The 23,466-nt window shown below is 40.0% G+C and carries 20 protein-coding genes; 8 read left to right on the top strand and 12 right to left on the bottom strand.

Annotation, left to right across the window (positions count from 1 at the left end):
* Positions 1-43: 43 nt before the first annotated feature.
* A complete protein-coding gene (locus ACFSGI_RS00915) occupies positions 44-376 on the top strand; it encodes a hypothetical protein (RefSeq protein WP_379282186.1) in 333 nt (110 codons plus the stop codon).
* A 129-nt stretch (positions 377-505) separates the two neighbouring features.
* On the opposite strand, the gene ACFSGI_RS00910 is transcribed toward ACFSGI_RS00915, so the two are convergent.
* A complete protein-coding gene (locus tag ACFSGI_RS00910) occupies positions 506-1,495 on the bottom strand; it encodes a proline dehydrogenase family protein (RefSeq protein WP_204826506.1) in 990 nt (329 codons plus the stop codon).
* Between the two features lie 147 nt (positions 1,496-1,642).
* On the bottom strand, positions 1,643-2,455 hold the full coding sequence (locus ACFSGI_RS00905; protein WP_204826505.1) for a helix-turn-helix domain-containing protein: 813 nt from the start codon (positions 2,453-2,455) through the stop codon (positions 1,643-1,645).
* Between the two features lie 194 nt (positions 2,456-2,649).
* On the opposite strand from ACFSGI_RS00905, the gene ACFSGI_RS00900 reads away from it, so the two are divergent.
* Complete coding sequence (locus ACFSGI_RS00900; RefSeq protein WP_204826504.1) at positions 2,650-3,348, top strand: copper homeostasis protein CutC; 699 nt, start codon at positions 2,650-2,652, stop codon at positions 3,346-3,348.
* Here ACFSGI_RS00900 and ACFSGI_RS00895 read toward each other — a convergent pair.
* From ACFSGI_RS00895 to ACFSGI_RS00875, 5 genes are all read right to left on the bottom strand, one after another.
* On the bottom strand, positions 3,331-4,254 hold the full coding sequence (locus ACFSGI_RS00895) for an ROK family protein (protein WP_204826503.1): 924 nt from the start codon (positions 4,252-4,254) through the stop codon (positions 3,331-3,333). The two genes, ACFSGI_RS00900 and ACFSGI_RS00895, sit on opposite strands and share 18 nt — an antisense overlap.
* 250 nt (positions 4,255-4,504) lie before the next feature.
* Positions 4,505-6,943: a glycoside hydrolase family 31 protein gene (locus tag ACFSGI_RS00890; RefSeq protein ID WP_204826502.1), complete on the bottom strand. Its 2,439-nt coding sequence runs from the start codon at positions 6,941-6,943 to the stop codon at positions 4,505-4,507.
* Positions 6,944-7,060: 117 nt separating this feature from the next.
* Complete coding sequence (locus ACFSGI_RS00885) at positions 7,061-8,329, bottom strand: ABC transporter substrate-binding protein (RefSeq protein WP_204826501.1); 1,269 nt, start codon at positions 8,327-8,329, stop codon at positions 7,061-7,063.
* An 81-nt stretch (positions 8,330-8,410) separates the two neighbouring features.
* On the bottom strand, positions 8,411-9,247 hold the full coding sequence (locus ACFSGI_RS00880) for a carbohydrate ABC transporter permease (RefSeq protein WP_204826500.1): 837 nt from the start codon (positions 9,245-9,247) through the stop codon (positions 8,411-8,413).
* Positions 9,247-10,128, bottom strand: coding sequence for a carbohydrate ABC transporter permease (locus ACFSGI_RS00875; RefSeq protein ID WP_204826499.1), 882 nt, complete (start codon positions 10,126-10,128; stop codon positions 9,247-9,249). Before ACFSGI_RS00875 ends, ACFSGI_RS00880 begins: the two co-directional genes overlap by 1 nt.
* 312 nt (positions 10,129-10,440) lie before the next feature.
* Here ACFSGI_RS00875 and ACFSGI_RS00870 point away from each other — a divergent pair, with 312 nt between their 5' ends.
* Both ACFSGI_RS00870 and ACFSGI_RS00865 read left to right on the top strand, forming a co-directional pair.
* Positions 10,441-11,199 (top strand): tryptophan-rich sensory protein, encoded by a 759-nt coding sequence (locus ACFSGI_RS00870; protein ID WP_204826498.1) that lies wholly within the window; start codon positions 10,441-10,443, stop codon positions 11,197-11,199.
* 196 nt (positions 11,200-11,395) lie between these two features.
* The gene (locus ACFSGI_RS00865) at positions 11,396-11,875 is read left to right on the top strand and encodes a hypothetical protein (protein ID WP_204826497.1); all 480 of its coding nucleotides are present in this window, start codon (positions 11,396-11,398) and stop codon (positions 11,873-11,875) included.
* Between the two features lie 102 nt (positions 11,876-11,977).
* Here ACFSGI_RS00865 and ACFSGI_RS00860 read toward each other — a convergent pair whose 3' ends face one another.
* From ACFSGI_RS00860 to ACFSGI_RS00850, 3 genes are all read right to left on the bottom strand, one after another.
* Positions 11,978-12,358, bottom strand: coding sequence for a RidA family protein (locus ACFSGI_RS00860; protein WP_204826496.1), 381 nt, complete (start codon positions 12,356-12,358; stop codon positions 11,978-11,980).
* 141 nt (positions 12,359-12,499) lie between these two features.
* Positions 12,500-13,729, bottom strand: coding sequence for an MFS transporter (locus ACFSGI_RS00855; protein ID WP_204826495.1), 1,230 nt, complete (start codon positions 13,727-13,729; stop codon positions 12,500-12,502).
* A gap of 300 nt (positions 13,730-14,029) precedes the next feature.
* Positions 14,030-15,442 (bottom strand): sensor histidine kinase, encoded by a 1,413-nt coding sequence (locus tag ACFSGI_RS00850; RefSeq protein ID WP_204826494.1) that lies wholly within the window; start codon positions 15,440-15,442, stop codon positions 14,030-14,032.
* Positions 15,443-15,598: 156 nt separating this feature from the next.
* On the opposite strand from ACFSGI_RS00850, the gene ACFSGI_RS00845 reads away from it, so the two are divergent.
* Genes ACFSGI_RS00845 through ACFSGI_RS00835 form a run of 3 tightly spaced genes read left to right on the top strand, consistent with a single transcriptional unit; the run spans position 15,599 to position 17,847 of the window.
* Positions 15,599-16,456 (top strand): carbon-nitrogen hydrolase family protein, encoded by an 858-nt coding sequence (locus ACFSGI_RS00845; RefSeq protein WP_204826493.1) that lies wholly within the window; start codon positions 15,599-15,601, stop codon positions 16,454-16,456.
* 3 nt (positions 16,457-16,459) lie between these two features.
* Positions 16,460-17,170, top strand: coding sequence for a GNAT family N-acetyltransferase (locus tag ACFSGI_RS00840; protein WP_379282179.1), 711 nt, complete (start codon positions 16,460-16,462; stop codon positions 17,168-17,170).
* A 5-nt stretch (positions 17,171-17,175) separates the two neighbouring features.
* Positions 17,176-17,847, top strand: a complete 672-nt coding sequence (locus ACFSGI_RS00835; RefSeq protein WP_204826492.1) for a GNAT family N-acetyltransferase — start codon at positions 17,176-17,178, stop codon at positions 17,845-17,847.
* 641 nt (positions 17,848-18,488) lie between these two features.
* Here the strand turns inward: ACFSGI_RS00835 and ACFSGI_RS00830 are convergent.
* Complete coding sequence (locus tag ACFSGI_RS00830; protein WP_204826491.1) at positions 18,489-18,716, bottom strand: CsbD family protein; 228 nt, start codon at positions 18,714-18,716, stop codon at positions 18,489-18,491.
* Positions 18,717-19,080: 364 nt separating this feature from the next.
* On the opposite strand from ACFSGI_RS00830, the gene ACFSGI_RS00825 reads away from it, so the two are divergent.
* The gene (locus ACFSGI_RS00825) at positions 19,081-21,759 is read left to right on the top strand and encodes a YhgE/Pip family protein (protein WP_204826490.1); all 2,679 of its coding nucleotides are present in this window, start codon (positions 19,081-19,083) and stop codon (positions 21,757-21,759) included.
* A 164-nt stretch (positions 21,760-21,923) separates the two neighbouring features.
* Here the strand turns inward: ACFSGI_RS00825 and ACFSGI_RS00820 are convergent, their stop codons facing one another.
* Positions 21,924-23,426: an HD-GYP domain-containing protein gene (locus ACFSGI_RS00820; protein WP_204826489.1), complete on the bottom strand. Its 1,503-nt coding sequence runs from the start codon at positions 23,424-23,426 to the stop codon at positions 21,924-21,926.
* Between the last annotated feature and the right edge of the window lie 40 nt (positions 23,427-23,466).

Raw genomic sequence — 23,466 nt, 5'->3', positions numbered from 1 at the left:
ATTTCCTACTAAAAAGACTGAGATTCATTTTAAAAATCTTAAAATGGCAATCGCGAACATCGAATTATCTAATATGAAATCAAGTTCATTCAAAAAAGCAGTTATCGTTGCGGGCGCTTCTGCTGTACTTAGTCTACGGTTATTCGTAGATTCGCTCCATCTCCCTACGGTAATAACTGACGGTACAAAGACGGCTCCTGCTAAAACACTAACAAGTGCTCCTGTTGAACAAATGACCACGTCTAAAAATATTGTTTTGTTCATCAGAGATGGCATAGACAAAGCGATTCGTGATACGGTAGGTAAGAACGGAACACTCAAAATGGACAATATGCCGATCGATGATCTATTAGTGAAGCTTCTGAAGCTAAAATAAATGAATTCAGTGAATTGCTAAATCACAATGAAGGCAAACCAAAAACACACGAATTACGCTTCCCACAGCGTATCCGTGTGTTTCTCTTTTAGACTTGAATATATTCGTTTTGGGTACAATTTATCTTCGTTATGTTACATGGTATTGCAGCACTGGAGCTTCCTGCTGACCACCTACTATATCGACGAGTGCTTGAAACAAATTAGGCGGATACTCTGCAATCCGGTGACACAGATACAAATACCACTCCTGCCCATAGGTCAAATAAATGCGTACAGGGTAACCTTGCTTACGTAACTTCACGCACAGTTCTGGACGAATCCCATACAATAGCTCTAACTCGACCGAAGCCGCTTCTTGGGATTCATATTGCAATAAGCTATTGATTAGTGCCTCATCATGCGTAGCAATAGAAATATGACAACCGCGCTGTACGGCTAGCTCGAATAGCTCTTTATACCTTTCATCTAGCTCTGCCGAGCGTGAGAGTGCAATGGTATCTAGCTCCTCAAAGGCTCCTTTAACAATCCGTACACGCGTACCTGGCGCTAACATATCCAATGCATCGCTTGGTGTCCGATTCAGTTGTGCTTGTAACGTGATACCGATCAGCGGATAGACCTCTACTGCTTGGCGATAGACCTCCAAGATCGACTCCGTTTTCGCTGACTCTTCCATGCTAATAAATAGCTCGATCGTACACCTCTGCGATAACTCTCCTAGCTGTAGGAGATGACGAAGCGCTAGCTCACGATCTACAAGTAGACCAATATGCGACAGGTCAAGCGAAACGCGCCCACTCATCCCTTGCTCACCCATCTCAACGATTAATCCGGCAAGTTCTTGCTGTGCCTGCTCACAGGCGGCAAGCGATACTGTATTTTCACCGATATATTCCAGCGATACCGCATAATCATAGCTTATTAGCTGATTAGCCACCTCTAACGCCATTGACCGCTCTTCTCCTGTCACATAACGTGCTGCTGCACGCTGTAGTAGCGCATAGCTAGACGGATTATGCTCTATATATCCTTTAATATCTGGACGACGCGCAATCGCCTTTAGCGTCGCAGTTGCTTGTGCAGCAAGTCGTTGCTCACGTTCTATCATTTGATCCATCATTCATCACTCCTCTTTCCTCTACACTAGCGAAAAGGAAAAGAGAATTATTGTACAAAATTGCTATGTAGCTACTTTTCTATACCAACCTTAGACTCTACGTTCACAAGTCAAACCACGACTAGCTTCACTACAATGCACCAGACTCTAAGTAACCGAAACTTTATATCTTCGCGGCGTGACTCCAACGACACGCGTAAACATCCGGGTAAAATGACTCTGATCATAAAATCCGGCTTCTGTTGCTACCTCTACAATAGGACGCTGGCGATGTAGCTCTGTTTTGGCATAATTGATACGCAACAGATTTTGGTAGACATGTGGTGGTACGTGTTGCCACTGTTTAAACAATCGAATCAAGTGAAAACGACTAATAGAGGTGACCTGCTCCAATTCTTCTAGCAAAATCGGACGATGGAAGTTCGCATGTAAATATTCCTGTACAATACCAACATATTTGCGGTCAACTGGTGAAGTCATGCTTTGGTGATCCAGATCGCCATGCTCGCTACACGTAAGTTGCTGTAGCAATCTAATCAATGCCGTTTCAGTTTCAAGTGGTTCATTCCCATTCATTAGTGAGTTCATCGTTTGTTGCATCTGTAGGGTACAATCTTGATTTTTCTGTGTGGACAGCAAATAAGGAATATCAATCTGTGCTAATTCCTGCTGATCCATACCTTCTAGCCATTGCGGATCAATGAAGAGCATATCATAGCTCCATTTCAATCCTTTCTTCGGATGACAAGCATGCAGCATATGTGGAGGAAAACTAATCATACGACCTGCTTCTACTTCCCACAGCTTACCATCACACCATGCATCCGTATGCCCATGATGAATCAGACCGATTGAATATTCCTCATGAAAATGTCGATGATAGGTCAGTTCATCCGCATAGCAACGCTTACCTTCTACAAAGGGAAGCTGAGGATTGCGATAAAAGGATACATCCGCCACGAACTCCTCTCCTTTCATCTGTTCATTTACTTCTAGTATAGAAAAAAGTATCGACACAAACAATCATGCTCCGCCTATCTTTACTTCGATATCAACCTATTCTATGCTGTGTATGGCAGAATGCTGCGTTATCAGCTATATCATTGCTGATAGTAAACTATCTATAAAATAGGAGTATAGAAAGTGAGGGTGTTATGCGAAAAATATTAGAAGTGATTGCGACTACTCCAGAAGATGCGATGATTGCCGGGCAAGCAGGTGCAGATCGCATCGAACTCATAGCGGCTCAACAAGAAGGGGGACTTACACCCAGTCTGGGTCTAGTTGAATGTATCACTGAAACAGTACATATTCCTGTCAATGTGATGGTGCGTCCTCATAGTCGCCATTTTGTATATGATCATGCGGAACTAAGCAGTATGGTGCGAGATATCCGTTATATCTCCCGTACAGGTGCAGCAGCGATAGTAACCGGCGTTCTCACTAAGGATCGGCAGATTGATATCACCGCTTTAGAGCGACTACTGGATGCGGCAGATGGTAAGCCTTTTACGTTTCATCGTGCGTTTGACGAATTGGATGATCTGGAGCGAGGTCTGGAAATATTATCACGCTATCCGCAGATTACTCATATTTTAACTTCTGGTGGTCAGCCTTCTGTTCTACAAGCTGTTGATCAAATGATTGCCCTTGATCGCTTATCCAGACAATCTCATATTCAATTGATTGCTGGCGCAGGTTTAACTTTGCAGACTCTGGCTGATTTTGTCAAAGACACTTCGATACAAGAAATTCATCTGGGTAGTGCTGTACGTATCAATAGCGATATCAATCTTGCTCTTGATCCTACGCGCATTGCCGAAGCACAGCACTTATTACAATCTCGTATTTAACATCGCAATCCGAGCGGCTCCTACCATGCCTGCATGATTACCGAGTTGTGCAGGCATCAATAATACCGGTCTACCACCTAATTCTTGAATGCGTTGAAGAAGTAATTCCCACCACGTTCCACGTGTAACAATTACACCACCACCGATAATAATCGCTTGCGGATCGAAGATTTGATCCATATTAATAATCGTATTTGCTAGATCATTAATCCAACCATCTAATATAAAAAGCGCTTCTGTTGTGCCTTGCTTGGCTTCTCTCATTAACGTATATGCATTCCAGCCCGGTACATATTCATTTGCCCGCCGATGCAGAGCCGTTCCTGATATATACTGTTCGACACACCCTTTTTTACCGCAATTACAAGGCAGACCCCCTGGATGCAGAATCATATGTCCTAATTCCCCTGCTCCTCCGTATTGACCGGAGATCACTTCACCATAATGAACAAGTGCACCGCCAACACCTGTCCCTATCGTTAACATAATCGAAGATTGCACATGAGAAGCCGCACCAATCCAGTCTTCGCCTGCCGCTGCTGCATGAGCATCATTGACAATAGATGTTGGTAGCCCTGTTGAAGCGGTAACTTTTTCAGCCAGATGCATACCTTTCCATCCTGGCAAATTATCGGTCGCATCCAGCACGATGCCACTTTCGCGGTCGATTCGCCCCGCAGAACCTATACCGATTCCATGAATCGTAATAAAGCGTTGTTTGACACTATCATAGACAATACTTTTGAGTTCATTAGCAATATACAATACTCGTCCTAATATAAATTTAGCACCTTGCTCTGCTTGGGTAGGCAATTCCATACGTTCAATCATCTGTCCTTGCTCATTCACCAATGCGCCTTTGATACCTGTGCCTCCTATATCGATCCCTATCCAGCATGATTGCATGTGTTCATCTCCGTTTTTTTTAGATTTCTATGTAGTTGTACACTATACAATAAGTGTCCTTTGGGTCATTTTAGTCTGCTTCTTCTTTTTGATAATTGATATACAATATTTTAAAATAAATTTTGAGAGTTATCATCTTTATCGTCTTTTTAGCCAAAATAATGAGTAAGAAATAAGATACATTATGTATAGCATAACATTAAAAAAGGTCATTCCCTTCACTATAGGCTGTGAAAGAAATGACCTTTTATTATACTTTTAGAACCAGTTCATTTTGTTCTGTATCGGATACTTGAATCAGAATATCTCCACTATCTTCGTCGATACTCCAACCTGATTTCCCTTCAGCCAGATCATCTAATGAAATGCGATCTAATCCTACGATTTCTGTCGGTTGGAAATCCGGTTGACGCAGTGTAAAACGTAACTGATCACGAACAGCTACATACTGGCGGTTCGCATAACGGATCGACAATCGCAATTCGTCCTGACCACCACATGCACGAATATCCAGCTTAGAATGATTGCCATTTTCATAAGCAAAGGTCTGCCCATCATCTTCATATAGACTATACTGTGCTGTAAATGAATCATCTGCAACAGCGCCATAGATATGGAAAGTGATCGATTCATCTGCCTGATCACCTGTATATTGACGTAGTGATCCTTCAACTACGATCGAACCTGCACGAATAAACATCGGCAGTACATCTAGTGGAGCATCCACCAGAATATGCTTGCCACCTTCATGACGCTCGCCTGTCCAATAATCATGCCATGTGCCTTCAGGTAAATACACTGCACGACAATACGTATCCGGTCGGTAAATCGGTGCAATCAACACGTCTGACCCAACTAGAAATTGGTCACAAAGATTAGTCACTTGCGGATCACGTGGATACTCTAGAATCAATGGACGAATAATCGGCATTCCTGTCTGAGAAGCTTCATAAAATAAATTATATAGATGTGGCAACCAGCGGTAACGCAGTCCAATATATTCTCGTAAAATACCTTCCGTCTGCTCGCCAAACGACCACGGTTCTTGACGCGCTGTTCCCAATGAAGAGTGATTACGACAATACGGGAAAAAGGCTCCCATCTGTGTCCAACGCACAAGCAATTGATCTGACGTATGATGCGCGAATCCACCAATATCTGGCCCGGCAAAAGGAAGCCCTGACAATCCCATATTAAGTACCATTGGAATCGCCATCGCCATATGCTCCCAGAAACTGCGGTTATCCCCTGTCCAGATCGCGGCATAGCGCTGAATCCCTGAATACCCTGCACGTGTCAAAATAAAAGGACGACGCCCATTCATATTGTTTTTCATACCTTCATACGTCGCTTTGGACATCAGTAATCCATACAAATTATGCAATTCTTCATGGGTCATCGGATGACCGTTATTTTTGTGAATCACGTCTAAGTCCATCGTTTTGAGTGTATTAAATACAGCCGGTTCGTTCATATCATTCCAGATGCCTTCAATCCCGAGCGATGTATAGTAATCGTGCAATTGTCCCCACCATTCTGCTGTTCTGTTATCGGTGAAATCAGGAAAAGCACTTGTTCCTGGCCATACATCTCCGAAATAAATATCTCCTTCTAAGTAACGACAGAAATGATCCTCTTGCACCCCTTCACGATAGACCGGATATTTAGGATCTTTTTTCACTCCCGGATCAACAATCGGTACAATGCGAATACCCATTTCTTTTAGTTCGGCGATCATTTCTTTCGGATTTGGAAAACGAATTTTGTCAAATGTAAATACACGATAGCCTTCCATGTAGTGAATATCCAGATAAATCACATCACAAGGAATTTGTTTTTCACGAAAATCACGAGCTAACTGCATCACTTCGCTCTGATTCATATAGCTATAACGGGATTGATGATAGCCAAGTGCCCATTTGGGTGGTAACGAGATCCGTCCGGTCATCGATGTATAACGGCGCACCACATCTTTCAATTCCGGGCCATAAATAAAATAAATATCGTACTGCCCTGTAGAACATCCTATCGTATACGCTACTCCATGAGAACGCATATCAAAATCAGAACGTCCCGGATTATCTAAAAATATGCCATACGTCGTCTCACCTTGCATATGCAATAGTAGAGGAATCGATTCGTATAGCGCTTCGATCTCTGGCATATGAGGAGCATAGACATCGGTATTCCACATCGTATAGCGCTCACCACGTTTATCCAAAAAGCTAGACTTTTCACCTAATCCGTAAAAGTGAGAGCCTTCCTGCATATTGAACAATCCATTAATCGCACCACGAGGACTCCAACTGACAGTTTCTTGACGCGCAATTTCATGACCATTCTTATCTAACACTGTTAGTGCAAACGTTTGCCTATTGAGCAAAACTTGAATAAGCGATGTTGTAAAAACAAGGTTTTCGTCATTTTCTTCGATAGCAGGTTGTGATGTTTCACTGCGAGGTAATACAGCAATCGTTGTTGATAGATCAGGATATTCTCCTTGAAATACTTTAAAGCGAAATTCTCCCTCGGACAAAAAAATCAGTGCGGCATGACTACGTTCTCCGTAACAAAGATAAGCTCCATTATGTTCTTGCCAGCGAATCATATGTCCAAATGAGTTCCATGTTTCCTGTACAACAGGTAATCCTGCCTTGTCCGGGTGTATCGCTTCGCTTGTATCTTCCATTCTACTGTTCCCCTCCGCTGTTGGATGTTGGTAGACATTTAGATATCTTTAACGTAGATCAGGATTGTATGTCTTACTCCTATCACCTGATCTACGCCAAGATATAGTGATGTCAGACTATCTTAATTGCAAATTCACCCATTCTGCTTGCATTTGTTCCAGCATTTCATCTCTGGTCAATTCTCCAGCGATATAAGCTTGAATCGTACTGCCATAATCTTTGGTTAATCCTGTTGCAAATCGCGGGAATACCCATTGGAGCGTTTTGCCTGCTTCATTGTATTTTACAATATCTGAACCGATAGGCCCTAGCTGTTTATCGGTTGTGGGAATACTTTTGAAAGCAGGTATAAATTTAAATTCGTCAGTGATATAGTGTTTTCCTGTATCCGAAGTCACTAACCAATTTAAAAATTCTTTCGCTTCTGCTTTGACCGGTGAATTTTTGTTGACCACCCAGTTGTTTGGCACGCTGACAAATAAGCGATCATTCTCCTGCTTGTCATTGTTGATCGGAATCGGCATCAGACCAATATCCATATTGGGCTTGATTCCATCGATCTGTACTTGTGTCCAGTTCCCTTGTTGCATCATTGCAGCTTTGCCATTCGCGAACAACGTCACCTGTGTATTGTAATCAGTCGTTAACGGATTGCTATTTCCGTATTTTACCATAAGATCAACCAGATTCAACCAATCTGTAAATTTCTCATTTCCAGGTATCTGCGCTGTTCCAGCATCCAATTGTTGCAAAAATTGTACCGGATCTTTCTGATGCGCAAACGGAATATTGGAATTATGATTCCCCAGTACCCACCACTCTTGAAATGCATTCGAGAATGGAATATAACCGGCTGCTTTCAGCTTCTCACAGACTGCTTGTAATTCTTCTAATGTAGTAGGTAACTCTTTAATACCTACTTTTGCAAAAATATCTTTGTTATAAATAAATCCATATCCTTCTAGCCCGATCGGCTGTCCATAGATATGTCCATCACGACTAATCGATTCTTTGGCTCCATCGACCAGATCGCCAACCCAGGGCTGATCAGATAAATCCTCCATATATTCAAACCACAGATTCATTTCTTCATATCCACCATTGCTAAAAATATCAGGTTCATCACCTGAAGCAAATTTAGCTTTGAGAGAAGCCGCATAATCACTACCACCACCGACAGACTGGATATCTAATTTCACGCCTGGATGGGTTTTCTCATACTCTACTTTTAATTTGGCAAGAGCACCGGAGATTTCGACTTTATATTGATAAATATGAATCGTTTTGGTTCCACTCGCATCTTGTGTATTCTGATTGCCACAACCGGATAATACTGTCGCTAATCCGAATAGCAAAGTCAGTGGTAGTAAAAGTATTTTTTTCATACTTCAATCCTCCTGTTTTGCTCATTTAAATTTGTTCTGTAGGTTATTTTGATATTGGTTCTAAAATAGATGATTGTCGTATTAACCTTTGACTGAACCGGACGTAATGCCTTCGATAATATACCGCTGCATAAACAGGAAGAAAATAATAATCGGCGTAATCCCAAGCACAAGGGCAGGCAATGCCATATCCCATTGCTTCGTATATTGTCCGAAAAAGCTATAAGTGGCAATCGGAATCGTACGCAATTCAGGACTCGATAAGATCAGAGAAGGCAATAGATAATCATTCCAGATCCATAATGTATTCAAAATAATAACTGTCACAAACATCGGCTGCATTAATGGACATACAATACGGAAAAAGACACCGTAACGTGAAGAACCATCTACACGCGCAGCTTGTTCGATTTCAAGAGGAACTGTTTTAACAAATCCATGAAATAGAAAGACTGATAATGGTGCTCCAAATCCAAGATAACTGACGATCAAGCCGTATATGCTGTTGTTTAGACGATATTTGCTTGCCATTTCCATCAACGGCAACATAATCGATTGGAAAGGAATAACCATGGCAGCTACAAAAACAAAAAATAAGATACGATTAAATAACGATGGATGACGTACCATCTGATAAGCAGCCATCGAACTGATTAACACCAATAATAGATTGCTGACGATCGTTACAATCAATGAATTTTTAAGTGCTGTCGGAAAATCGATAGCTGTCCATGCTTTGGCATAGTTGCTCCACAAATACGCTTGAGGCAAGCCTGCTGAGTTAGACAAAATATCAGCAAAAGATTTCACTGAATTGACGAGTAGAAAATAAAATGGAATCAGGAAGATTAAACCGACAATCACAACAATAATTTCGAGAATCAGTGTACGAACACCGTATCGTTTTTGAATATCCATTATAGTTCAACCTCCCTGCTTTTCGTCAGACGTACTTGTACACTGGTAATCAGTGCCACAATAACGAAGAAGATTACAGCTTTTGCTGTACCAAGCCCTAGACGGTTATTGGTAAAAGCTTCATTGTAAATATCCAGTGCTACCGATTCCGTTGCTTTGAATGGGCCACCGTTAGTTAATGCTAAGTTGAGATCGAACATTTTGAATGCCCACGAGATTGCTAAAAACAAGCAGATTGTTATTGCAGGCATAATTAATGGGAAAATAATATGACGTACAACTTGCCAGCGTGTTGCTCCATCAATTTCTGCTGATTCCAAAACATCTTTCGGTACATTGTTTAAAGAAGATATGTAGATAACCATCAAGTAACCTGCGGTTTGCCAGACAAACACAATCACGATGCCCCAGAATGAAGTCGCGCGATCGCCTAACCAGGGAAGATTGAATAACGATAATCCAGTAGCTTCACCGACAGCAGCAAAACCTTTGATAAAAATAAATTGCCAGATAAATCCAAGTAACAATCCACCGATCATATTTGGCATAAAGAAAATCGTACGCATCAGATTACGTGTAAATAGTGGCTTGGTCAAAATGTAAGCCAACGTAAAACCAATGATATTGGTAATAATAATGCCTACTACTGTAAAGCGAACAGTAAACCAAAATGCATTTCGGAAATCAGGATCTTTGGTAACGATATGTGTGTAATTGCTAAATCCAACCCAGTTGATTGTTTTCGAAATACCATTCCAATCTGTAAATGAGTAATACAGACCCAAAATAAATGGAATAATCACAATTAATGCAAAAAACAAAGTGGCGGGCCCTACAAAAATAATCTGCTGAATCCATTGTGATGCTTTTTTACCGACCATATTCAGTATCCTCCTTCAAGTCCCTTTTATCAGATGAAACAATCAACATATTGTTATATACCCAAGGTTTGTCAAATTGATGACTGTTTTAGGAATATTCATTTCAAATCATGAGAGCGCAATCATTTTTTTTGAATAAGATAGATCGATATAACAGTATCTCTAGATGAATACTTTTCGCACTTCTGCTAAGAAGAGGTACATCGCATATGCTGTGTAACTGCGCTTTGAAATGGGTATATAATTAAAGCATTCTGTATATCGAATGTTAGCTTTACATATGATCCTCAAAAAAATAAGGAGGGACTCCTATTGTCCAAACTCAATACGTACAAATGGCTGAACGTTGTAGCTATTGCGGCTGTATTGGTTATGAACTATCTAGCAGCTACACTACCACTATTCGGTAGAGGTACAGGTGAAATTTCAGCTATGTTTGAAATTTTATTAACACCTGCTAGTTACGCATTTTCCATATGGTCTGTGATCTATTTATTACTGGTAGGCTTTGTTATTTACCAATTCCGTAACTCTTCTGAAAGTAAAGAAGGCATTGAAGCTGTTGGAATCTGGTTAGTCATCAATTCATTATGTAATATCATCTGGTTATTCTTCTGGCACTCTTTATTAACTGAGATTGCAACAGTCATTATTATCTTGTTATTGTTAACCACCATCGTATTGTATGTACGCACACGAAAAATCGTTCGTCCTTCTGTAGCACAGATTATTCTCGTCAAATTGCCTTTCAGTATTTATATGGGTTGGGTATCGGTAGCTACGATTTTGAATGTAGGAATTGTCTTACACAAAAATGATTGGTCTGGTTTTGGACTTTCACCGACTGTCTGGTCAGTCATTGGACTAATTGTAGGTGCATTGATTGCTCTGGTCATTGGATATCGTTATCGTGATAGTATTTATCCGCTTGTCTTTGTATGGGCGTATATTGCGATTGCGTTCAAACATCAAGATTCTCATGGTACTTGGTTAACCGCTATTATTTTAGCAGTTGTGCTATTTATCTATGCGATCGTGATTTTCTTTGCTCGTAATCGTATACGGGATTAATAAAGGTATTGTTATGCAAAAGTCTATTCTTGATATCAAGAATAGACTTTTTGATTGATGTTTACTAAGAATTCAGTTAGTCCCAAATATTTTTGCATCTTTTTTTATTTACAATTATAATCTTAGTAATTTATATTCTATTTATTTCATTGCGAACTACATGAATGATCAATTTTTTAAAATAAGGAGACTACTTATGGAACCCATTATAATTAAGCCTTTAGTTAGCATAGGTTCAATACAATTAGGAATGGATCAATCGCAAGTTGAGGCTGAATGTAAGAACTTTCCACTACATAATGCAGAAGATTTGTTTAGTAAAATAGAATACGATTCCAATCATAAATTAATATTCATTGAAGCCTGGAATCCATTCGGTGAATTTGATATCGAATTACTTTACGATGGGATAGACTTATTCAAAACTAAAGCGGATGATATCATAAACCGCTTGAGTCAGCAGACAGAGTATATGAAAGATGATGAATCTGATATGCGCATTTGTTTTACTTTTAAAGAGCTTGGATTATCCTTTTGGAGACCTGATAGTATAACAGAAGACATAGTAAATTCTAGCGAATTCTTAAATGAATTAACGCCTGAAATTCAAGAATATGAGAAAAGAAATTTATATTTCTCAACAGTTGCTTTAGCGTCTCCTTCTTATTTTGAATAAAAAGGAATAATATAATCTGTTCAGCTTCATTCTAATCATTCCGCTAGACTAACAAAAAAAGACTTTCTCTTCTAAAGAGAAAGTCTTTTTTGCTTAAACTAATTATTTTTTCAAAGCGATAACTTCGATCTCAACCAAAGCGTCTTTCGGTAGTCGAGCGACCTGCACAGCACTACGAGCAGGATACGGTTCTTTGAAAAATTGACCATAAATCTCGTTCATCGCTACAAAATCATTCATATCTTGCAAAAAGACTGTTGTTTTGACTACTTGATCTAGACTGCTTCCTGCTGCATCCAATACGGCAGTTACATTTTGAAGAGCTACACGCGCTTGCTCTTGCACGCCTTCTGCTAATTCTCCACTTACAGGATCAAGACCCAATTGACCGGATGCAAAAATAAAAAGTCCTGTATCTATTGCTTGTGAATAAGGGCCAAGTGCTCCAGGAGCACGATCGGTAGAAATCGGTTGCTTGCTCATTCGTAATAACCTCTTTTCCTAAAAGTAGTATATGTCTGACATCATTTTAAGCGTGCAGACTGACGTTTGGCAATCCTCACGACAAAGTTCATCTTCTAGAAAAGCGATAATGATGGGATTATCAAATCATATGATCGCTGGTCACAACTGATGCAGACTTGGATTTTTTAAAACTTTGCGTCCTATCGTTACGGCTAGACCTAATAATAGCAACCCTACAGCAGTCTGAAATCCAAATACTTGTACCCATCTAGGCAAAGGCTCGATCCACTCAAAGATTTTACCGCCAACCAATGGCCCGATAAAAGAAGTCAGCCCTGTAATCGCCGAATAAACAGCGATAAACATCGGACGATCATTTTTCGGTGTATCCCCTATAATAAAGTTGAACGATAGCTGGTTGAATCCACCTACCCCGATACCAAGTAACATATGAATAATAAGAAGCGCTAGCACGACAGGGATAATCGCATTCAGACTCCATGCGATGCAAGAAGCCGCAATAAAAGGAAGCGTCCAATACAGCAATGTTTTGTTACTAAAGCGTGCATTCATATTGCCCCAGAAATAAAAGCTGATCATCATAAATATCGTCTGCACGACAGTCATAATGGATGTAATCGAGTAGCTCACATGCAATACTTCCAACATTACATACGAGTACAACGGAACAACCAGCGTCTGCAACAATAACCAGAATGCTAGAAACCAAGTAGCTTTCATAAATAGACGATCATACAAAGGCTTACGTAGCATCGGTACAAATTTCGTTTCTGCTGATCGTTCAAACGGAGCATCTGGATAAAATAGAAAAATAACAACATTCATCACAACACAGATCCATACGATGATATACAAAATGAGAAAGCCTTGCCCGCCCGGATACTTATCTAGCAAAAACCCTCCGACAAATAAAGTGACACTGCCTAACGCATTCAGTATCGTATTGCGAATACCAAAATATCTACCACGTAAGCGACCGGGAACAATATCTCCAATAAGCGAAGCCCAGACTACACCGATAACGGCATTAGCTACAAACGCTGAAATATACAACACGATAAAAGCAGGCACCCATAATTCTTTGTCAAAAATAAATGGAACTAACCCGGTAGCTCCCCATAATACCCGATGCAGAAATACAGATAAAATCAATACCCATTTCCGCTTATGTAACCGTTGGATCAAAAAAGCAACGATCACCTGTCCGACATTAACCAGTGTAGTTAATGCGATCACCAATCCGATTTGTCCTGCGGTTGCTCCAAGATACAATAGAAATCCTGTCAAAAAAGGCCCGCTTAATAATGTCGAAAAGATTGTAGCCGGAATACCTTCTGTTGTAGCGATTCGTAGATGATTGCGATACATTGAATATCTTCGTTTTTGCAAATTCAAACGGTTAAGTCCAAGAGCGCGTCTTCGTTTGATAAGTATCCTCTCCTTTGTACATTACAAAAGATGACTTTGATTACATAAACTTAGAATTAGGTTTGTTTACCCTCTCTGCCAATAACCAAACGTTGATGCTACACTTTTTTAGAACATGTATCCGTTCTCATTGCAGTCATCATCTAGATCTACTACATGATCAATATTTTTTATAAACTTTTTATAGTGTAATCTCAATGTCAGGTAGCGATCGAATTTATCTACAGCTTGTATTCATAATCAATCTGTAGCTTGAGATTGAAGCAACGGAAGATAGAGTGAAAATAGACTGCCTTCATGCTCTTGACTCTCCATACTCAAGTATCCGCCTAACATCGTCGCTAAATCTCGACTGATCGATAATCCCAGACCTGTCCCTCCATAACGGCGCGTAATCGAACTATCCGCTTGCTCAAATGCTTCAAAAATCAATTGATGTTGAGAAGGCGCTATACCTATTCCTGTATCTTGCACAGAGAATACAATCCATTCACTATGATCTTCACTATTGTCATAGGTGTGTATGCGCAGAGTTACACTGCCTTTTTGCGTAAACTTAAACGCATTAGTAAGCAAATTGCGTAAAATCTGTTGAATCCGCTGAGAATCCGAGAAAATCGTTTTTGGAACAGATGGATCTTGTACAGTGGCAAATGTAATGCCTTTTTTCTGAGCCGTAATTTCAAAATGCATGCGTAATCCTTCTACTAATTCCCACAATCCTACTTCTTCATACGTAATTTCGAGCTTGCCTGCTTCGACTTTGGATAGATCCAGCACATCATTGATCAATTCCAGTAAATCTAAGCCTGATTGATAAATCATCTGACTATACAGAGCAGTTTCTTCTACTGTACGTTGATCTTCTTTGTCAGCCATAATCTGTGCCAGATTAATAATACTATTGAGCGGTGTCCGTAATTCATGAGACATATTTGCCAAAAACTCAGATTTGTATTGAGATACTAATAACAATTGCTTGGCTCGTTCTTCCAGTACAAATTGAGTCTGTTGCAGTTCCTCGGTCTGTTGATACAGTAATTCATTGGCATGCTCAAGTTGTAACATTCGCTGACGTTCTGTATGAAAATCACGCAGAATAAATACAAATACACTGCTCATTAAGATTGACATCGGTAACGTAAAAGGCATGATTTCAAATAAATAGATACGTATCGGTACAACACCTAGCACAGCAATATCAAACGTATTAATAATATTTACGACGAGCACTGTTATAATCGCTTTGATGTGCAACTTAACAGTGCTATTGCGCATCCAGATATTCAGAACAGCACAGACCGCTCCCAGAATAGACAGATTCAATACTCCTACAAAAGCCGCCATATCTATGCTAAAAGTTAAGCGGGTCAATCCAATGCCTACACCGACCAGCATAATGACAATCGGTCTAGAATAGACAGCCGCCGCAACGATCAGAGGCAAAAAACGAAGATCAAAAATAACATTTTCACTTAATCGAAATCCAAAAAAACAACTTGCCCAACCAGCAAAAATCAATAAAAAAATAGAACTGATATATTTAATACGTGCTGAAAAGCGGATAAGTGCATATTTATAAATCAGATTTGCCACATATGCAATGGTGACCATCATCCCCGCATTCATCAGGAAATTCTTTATGAACCCCATATGATCACTCCTGCTTTTATTGTAAAATAAAGTAAAATATATATTATATATTCCAATTAAGATTGTAGCACACGTACTGGATTTGTTCCTCTTTTATAACCTTTCTTAATTCTGTTATGATGAGTATATCTCAATATCAGGAGGTTACCATTTACTATGAAATTTCGCGTATCGGCGGTACAATATCGCCTTCACACCATATCTTCTTTTGAAGAATTTGCGGCTCAAGTGACCCATTATGTGAAGACAGCTCAAGAATTTGAAGTCGACTTTATTCTTTTTCCTGAATTTTTTACCACTCAATTGTTATCGATTGGTGATGAACATGGACAAGCACTAGGTATTGAGAGATTACCTGATTTCACTGAAGCTTATGTGCAACTATTTCAACAACTTGCTCAAGAAACAGGTACTCATATTATCGGTGGTACCCATGTAATCGAAAAAGCAGGCAAATTATACAATACAGCTCATTTATTTTATCCAGATGGACGGGTTGCTGTACAACCCAAAATTCATATCACGCCAACAGAAGTAACCGAATGGAATATGTCAGCAGGTGATGGCTTAACTGTATTTGAAACAGATAAAGGAACGATCGCTCTATTAACCTGTTATGATATCGAATTCCCTGAAATTGTGCGTATGGCAAAAGCAAAAGGTGCAGATGTGATATTCTGTCCGTCTTGTACCGATGATCGTCATGGCTTCCATCGTGTTCGTTACACCAGTCATGCTCGTGCTGTAGAAAATCAAGTCTATGTAGTGACAACGGGTACAGTCGGTTCTTTACCAACAGTAGACTTTATGCGTGGCAACTTCGGACAAGCGGCTGTGATTACGCCGAATGATGTTCCTTTTCCACCACGTGGTATTCTGGTGGAAGGCGAGATCAATGATGATATGATCGTAACCGCTGACCTTGATCTAGAGCTGTTATATCAAGTTCGTGAAAAAGGTTCTGTTACCACATGGCGTGATCGGCGTACAGATCTGTATACCGATTGGTCTTAATCTATGATGACGCCTGAAGATGCTCTTCCATCATATTATAAATCATGTTATGTATTCCATAACCGTACCCCATATCCTGCTATCGTCCGGTCATATACACAAAAAGATTTTGAGCGTTTGATCGAGATTCAGCGTGCTGCTTTTCCTCCACCGTATCCTTCCGAGCTATGGTGGAATACCGAGCAACTGCATGAACATATCACACGCTTTCCTCAAGGCGCACTTTGTATCGAAATCAATGGCGTACTGGCAGGTTCGATGACTTCATTATTGATTGATTTTGACCCGGATCATCCTCAGCATACATGGGAAGAAGTCACTGACAACGGATATATTCGCAATCATCAGCCAACAGGAGATACACTGTATATCGCTGATCTATGTGTACATCCTTCCTATCGGCAATGGGGACTGGGTAAATTATTGATGCAGTCGATGTATGAAGTTGTTACAGCGATGGGACTCACACGATTACTCGGTGCAGGTCGTATGCCCGGTTATCATCAGGTCGCTCAGGACTATACACCACAGCAGTATGTAGAAGCTATCACTCAAGGGACAGTCTATGATCCAGTGATTTCTTTTCTACTTCGCTGTGGACGCACACCGCTCACGATTATCAAAGATTATTTAGACGATGAAGAATCACTCCATTATGCTGTGTTGATGGAATGGAAGAATCCGCTACTTATCGCACGTAACTTGAAAGGATGATCTTAATGGAATTTGTACGTATTACCAATATTGAAGATCCACTATTTGCAGATATGCATGGCTTGATGGGACGTATTTTCCCGGCAGAAGAAGTATTGTCTTTTGATCTATGGAAAGAACCGTTAGAAGATCCGGGTATCCGCGTATTTGTTGCTGTACATGAAGGCAAAGTGGTTGGAGCTACTGAATACCGTTATTACGAAGAAGATAATGTAGCGATGACGGACTTTACGATTATTGGTGAACCTGGACTTGGGATCGGAGCTTTTCTAGCTCAACAACGTCAGAGCGATCTACAACAAGTCGCAAGTGAAGCAGGCAAAGAACTATTCGGCATGTTCGCAGAAATCTATGATCCTTATCGTATCGAACATCATGAATTTGGTGGCATCAAACCGATGGATCCATTTGTACGTCGTGAAGTCTTATCTCATCTTGGTTACCGCAAATTAGACTTCCCTTATATCCACCCATCGTGGAATAACGACGGCGAAGCTGTATCTGAACTGGACTTCTGCTTTTTAGCCTACGATCCTGCAACTCAATCTTTACCCGGATCACTAATTGAAAAGTTCCTGCGTCGTTACTATGCTGTGCTTGCTCAAAAACCAGAAGCATGGGAACAAATGGTTACTCAAGTCGGTCAACGCTCCCAAGTTGCCCTACTCCCACTCTAAATCATAGATCATAATAAAATAAAAAGCTGATGCAAAGTCGTATATCCTCACTCTTTGTCATCAGCTCTTTTTATTATGTAGTATTTGCATATGTGATATACATTAATTTTATTTCTATATAAAGTAAACCATTCCATCATTCTATCCGTACATAAATTATAACTCTTGTTATTACACAGACTATATCTTAGATATATTTTATATCTCGACAAATTGATATCTCTTTTTTTATATCTCTTGCCCCACTCATTCCTTGACCTACCCTGCCACTCCCACAGCGGCAGAGCCGCAAGAAAATTATTACTGTATGCTTCAGCACGTAGTGAGCGAAGAGAAGGGGAATCTTCTGAAAGTCGCCTTTGAACGATGATCCCCACCGCATAGCGGTTATTCAAGGGATCATTGTTCACCAGCGACGCCAAGAAGATCCCCTTCTCGCAGCGCCTCACCACGCGCCTAAGCATCTCAACAATTTTCCCGCAATAAATGAATAAGGCGATTGTGATATCCCCGATTAAGGATATTACAATCGCCCTTTATGTTATGTGCCATCTATGTCGTTGTTAATCACATGCAAGACCAATTTTACGATACTTTGACCATTCTGGCAAGTCTAAATTTCAAAACGGTCTATTTTCAGCTTATAACAACGTATTGTTAGCATCATTCTCATAATGACGTTTGCTCCATGTATTGTACTCTTCTTCGGCCGCTTCTTTACTATGACCGTAACGTTCTTGCAGTTTTCCGATAAATTTTTCTTTCTCGCCGTTGATTACATCTAGATCATCATCGGTCAATTTACCCCACTGCTTTTTCGCTTCACCTTTAAATTGAGTCCATTTGCCTTTGATAATATCATCATTCATTGTTATTCGCTCCTTTATCATTTTGGGTTGGATCAACACTGACAGATATAATGACGCCTACCAAATGCTGATACGGACTTATTTGATTCAAAGCACATCCATATGAAAATTATGATACAATAAAAATAAATAGATAGCCTACCTAAATAAAAGAATAATATTCACTTGCTTGTTGAGCTTATAGCGTTTATTATCCATACTCAAGGTATACAACCTGTTCAAAGATTGGTATCAAAGCTATCTTACGTTTTATTTAACCTGAGATTTTACTTCTGAATCGGTAGGGTAGTGTAAGGTGTTAAAGGTTAAATAATAGTACAGAGTAATGAATTTATTATAGGCGATTAGGTGGTATAACGAAGTTATGAGAAACATTTGGAATATTTATAAAAGTGATTGGAAAAACATTTTCGGTGTCTCTACAGGTATTTTGTTAGTCATTGCGATTATGTTATTACCTTCTGTATATGCGTGGTTTAACCTCAAAGCGATGTGGGACCCGTACAGCAATACAGCAGGCATCAAAATTGCTATCACTTCTCAAGATAAAGGAACCAAGATCGAAGGAAAAGACATTAATGTCGGCGATCAAGTACTGGAAAATCTCAAAAAGAACACGACACTGGGCTGGACATTTGTAGATGAAGATACTGCTAGACATGGAGTAGATACAGGCGAATACTATGCTAGCCTATTGATTCCATCTGACTTTTCTAAAAAGATTGCTAGTATTCTAACCGATGATCCAGTGAAGCCCAAAATTATCTATACAGTAAATGAAAAAATCAGTGCAGTCGCACCCAAAATCACCGATAAAGGTGCAACTACTATTACACAACAAATTAGCGATGAATTTGTAGAAACCGCCAGTGAAGCTGTACTGACCAAAATGCAAGACGCCGGGATCAAATTTGAAGAAGAACTTCCTACTATTCGCAAGATTGAAAATAAAATTTTGACGGTCGAAGCACGATTGCCAGAGATTGATGAATTTGCAGATAAAGCTTTAGAGTTAGAGAAAAAGCTTCCTCAAATCGATGCACAAGCGCAAAAAATTGTCGCTTTGCAACAACGAATCCCTGAAATCGAAGCCGCTGGTAATATGATTCTCAAAGTAGAAGATAATCTACCGAAGATCAAAGAAGCAGGCAATCAAATTTTATTGTTACAAAAAAGACTACCTGAAATTCAAGCCGCTGCAGACAAAGTGAACGAACTAGATAAAAACTTTTACAAAGTAGAAGATGCACTCAATAAAGCCATTGAAGATGCTGACAAATTATCAGGTATTATTACCGCAGCGCAAGAAGCATTGCCAAAAGTAAAAGAAATTACAGATATCAGTGCTGATTTTACGAATCGAGTAAATACGTTTTTAGATGAAAATGACGGTGCTTTTGATTCAGTAGCGCCTATTGTTCGTCAAAATTTAGTTCTTTTACAACAAACAGCCGATGCGACAACTCAATTAGTCGATGCCATTCAAGGAGCAGATATTGATCCTCAAGCGGCTTTGGATGCTCTGTCATTTCTAGATACACGCTTATCTCGTGCGGTCGGTATTATCGAACGTACTACGGACCTATTAACTCGGCTAAATAATGTATTGCCGAACCATCCACTCGACAATCCAATTAGTCGCCTCAATACAGTACACGATAAATTTGAGCGTCAATTGGAACTGGTACGCAGTATTCATCAAGCAATCAGCAATGGTCAACAACCTGCTGAAGATATTTTGAATAATCTTCGTCAATTGTCAACGGATGCTAGCGATACATTAGGTGATATCATCTCGATCTATGATAGTCAGATTGTCCCTGATATTAATCAAGGGCTAGACAATTTGAAAACAGTAGCCAAAGATGCAGCAAGTGTTTTGCAGACTGCCCAGCAAAAGCTCCCTGATGTTGAAGCTGTTCTGAATGATGCTCAAAGCGGCGTACAGTTCGGTCAAGAAGAACTGAAGCAATTGCAGACCGATCTTCCGACTATCGAGAAAAAATTACATGATGCTAATCAATTATTACAAAGCAAAATGACCGAGTTCACCAAGCTTATTAATAATGCGGCTGACTTTGTAAATAATGATCTGCCTGGTATCGAAACGAAAATTCATGATGCCGCCGATTTTGTACGTAACGATCTACCCAAAGCAGAAAAAGAATTAGATAAAATTACAGACTTGATCCAAAACAAATTACCTGAAGCCGAAAATGCTGTGCATAAAGTAGGCGATTTTATACGTGATGATCTGCCTGGACTTGAAAAATCAGTTCATAGTGCAGCCAATAAAGTCCGACTTCTCAAAAATAGCGATAGCGAACTGTCCCAAATTATCAAATGGCTCAAAGGAGATATCCAGCAAGAAAGTGACTTCTTATCAAGCCCGGTACAGTTAGAACAAAATCGCACGTATCCGATTCCTAACTATGGTTCTGCAATGTCGCCATTTTACACCACCCTTTCGATCTGGGTAGGCGCAATGTTGTTAGTATCTATGTTCAAAGTCGAAGTCGAAGATATAGAAAAACGTTATCGTCCATATCAGATTTATTTCGGTCGAATGTTTACTTTTATGACGATTGGTATGGTACAAGCACTTATTATTTCGCTAGGAGATATCTTTATTTTGGGCGCTTATGTCGTCGATAAAGTCTGGTTTGTCGGATTAAGTATATTGATCAGTATGGTCTTTGTCACACTAACCTATACACTGGTATCGGTATTCGGCAATATTGGTAAAGGACTGGCAATCATCCTGCTTGTGCTTCAATTTTCAAGTTCAGGTGGTACATTCCCTGTCAGTATGACCGGTACTTTTTTCCAAGCATTACATCCGTGGTTCCCATTCACCTATGCTGTAGAAGTGCTACGTGAAGCTGTCGGTGGTATGCTGATGGAGACGGTATATAGAGATGTGCTTTATCTGATAGGATTTATGATACTGTTTATGCTATTTGCAGTCATATTCAAAAAACCGCTGGGCCCTCTGACTGAAAAAATGGCAGAAAAAGCGAAAAAAACAAAACTAATTCCTTAAGCATTTGGCGTTATAAATGCGACTTCTTTTACTTCAATCAAACATGATTTTTGCACAGCAAAATATCTTACTTTCGGCGTTTGGCACTATAAACGCGACTTCTTTTACTTCAATCAAACATACCAACCTCAATTCTATATCCAACCAAAAAAAGAGCCGATCTTCTAAGAGATCAGCTCTTTTTTCTTACGATAACTATCTATAAAGATCGAAGCAAACTGCGGGTCCCACTGAGTTCCCCGTCCTTCTTCCAAAATCATAATCGCTTTTTCGGCTGGCATTCCTTTTCGATATGGTCGATTCGATGTCATAGCATCATACGCATCGGCAACAGCGATAATCCGTCCGAATAAAGGAATCTCTTCACCTTGTAGCCCATCAGGATAGCCTTTGCCATCATACCGCTCATGATGAGAACGGACACCTGGCAAGTACGGTTGCATCGCGTCTTTCGGTTCTACCTGTTTTAAAATACTTTCGCCCAGTGCAGGATGTTTTTTGATCTGATCAAATTCTTCATCTGTCAGCTTACCGTCTTTGAGCAATACCGAATCTGTAATTCCGATTTTACCGATATCATGGAGCAACGCTGTTTTGCGTAAACGATCCAATTCATACGTGCTTAGACCCGCATTTTCTCCGATAATAACAGCATATTCAGCTACACGTAATGAATGTCCGGCGGTATACGGATCACGCGCATCCAGTGCCGCCGCTAAAGTAGCAAAATAACTATCTTGTAATTGAGCACTGCGACGATCACGTAATTGTAATCCTTTGATCATATGATTAAATCCTGAAATTAATAACGAAAAGTCATCTGAATAATAATCTTCTGCTTCGCCGCTAAAATCGCCGTTTTTGACATGCTCCATCTCGCTATACAGATTACGAATGGGATGTTCTACATCTCTTGCTAGTAACTGTGCGCCGACAATACTAAAAGCGATACTGACTAGAATCACAGACCCTGCCCAGCTCCAGTATTCGCCGCTTTGTACACCTGTCATTTCTTGCAGACGGATCTGCGCCGCCAGACTAAATAATACTAACGGAAATACACCGATCAAAAAAATACTCCATTGAAATTTACGACGAACTGACACATGAACTTGTCCTAATTCCAAAATATCTTTACCATACAGACGATGTAGACGTTCTTTCATCAAGATCAGCATTGGACGAATCGCTGAAGCAGTTAGAAAAAACTCAATAAAAGCATGCATACTCGCTACCATTAATGCTCCTGCGCCACCGATCCACAGATAGTAGGTCGGTAACGTAATCCAACCTTTTCCCATACAAACAATCATCAGTATCAATGCCGGCACTGTTAATCCTAAAAAATGTGGCAACATAATGCGATACACCGATAGCTTGGGAAATTTATGTAGTTGGATATAGGCACTCTTGATCATTTCTTCTGTAGGAAAATCAATCACACATGCTTCACGAATAATACGAATATGACGTCTAAATACAATTCCTTCAAGCCCTAGCATCACCATAAACGAAAACATCATAATGCCAATCATTCTTATATTTTGCAAAAGTGGTGCATCAATCGTTGTTAGAACAAATAATCCACCGACCACTGCTACAGCGATCAATGATCCGATAATATAATTGAATAAAATTTGCTTGAGGAACGTTCGATATGACTTCAAAGTAGTCCCCTCTTTTCCTGAATACGTCACTTGATAAAAC

This window comes from Paenibacillus nicotianae, from assembly GCF_042681745.1.
Taxonomy (GTDB): domain Bacteria; phylum Bacillota; class Bacilli; order Paenibacillales; family Paenibacillaceae; genus Saccharibacillus; species Saccharibacillus nicotianae.
This window is presented reverse-complemented; position numbering and strand designations above follow the sequence as displayed.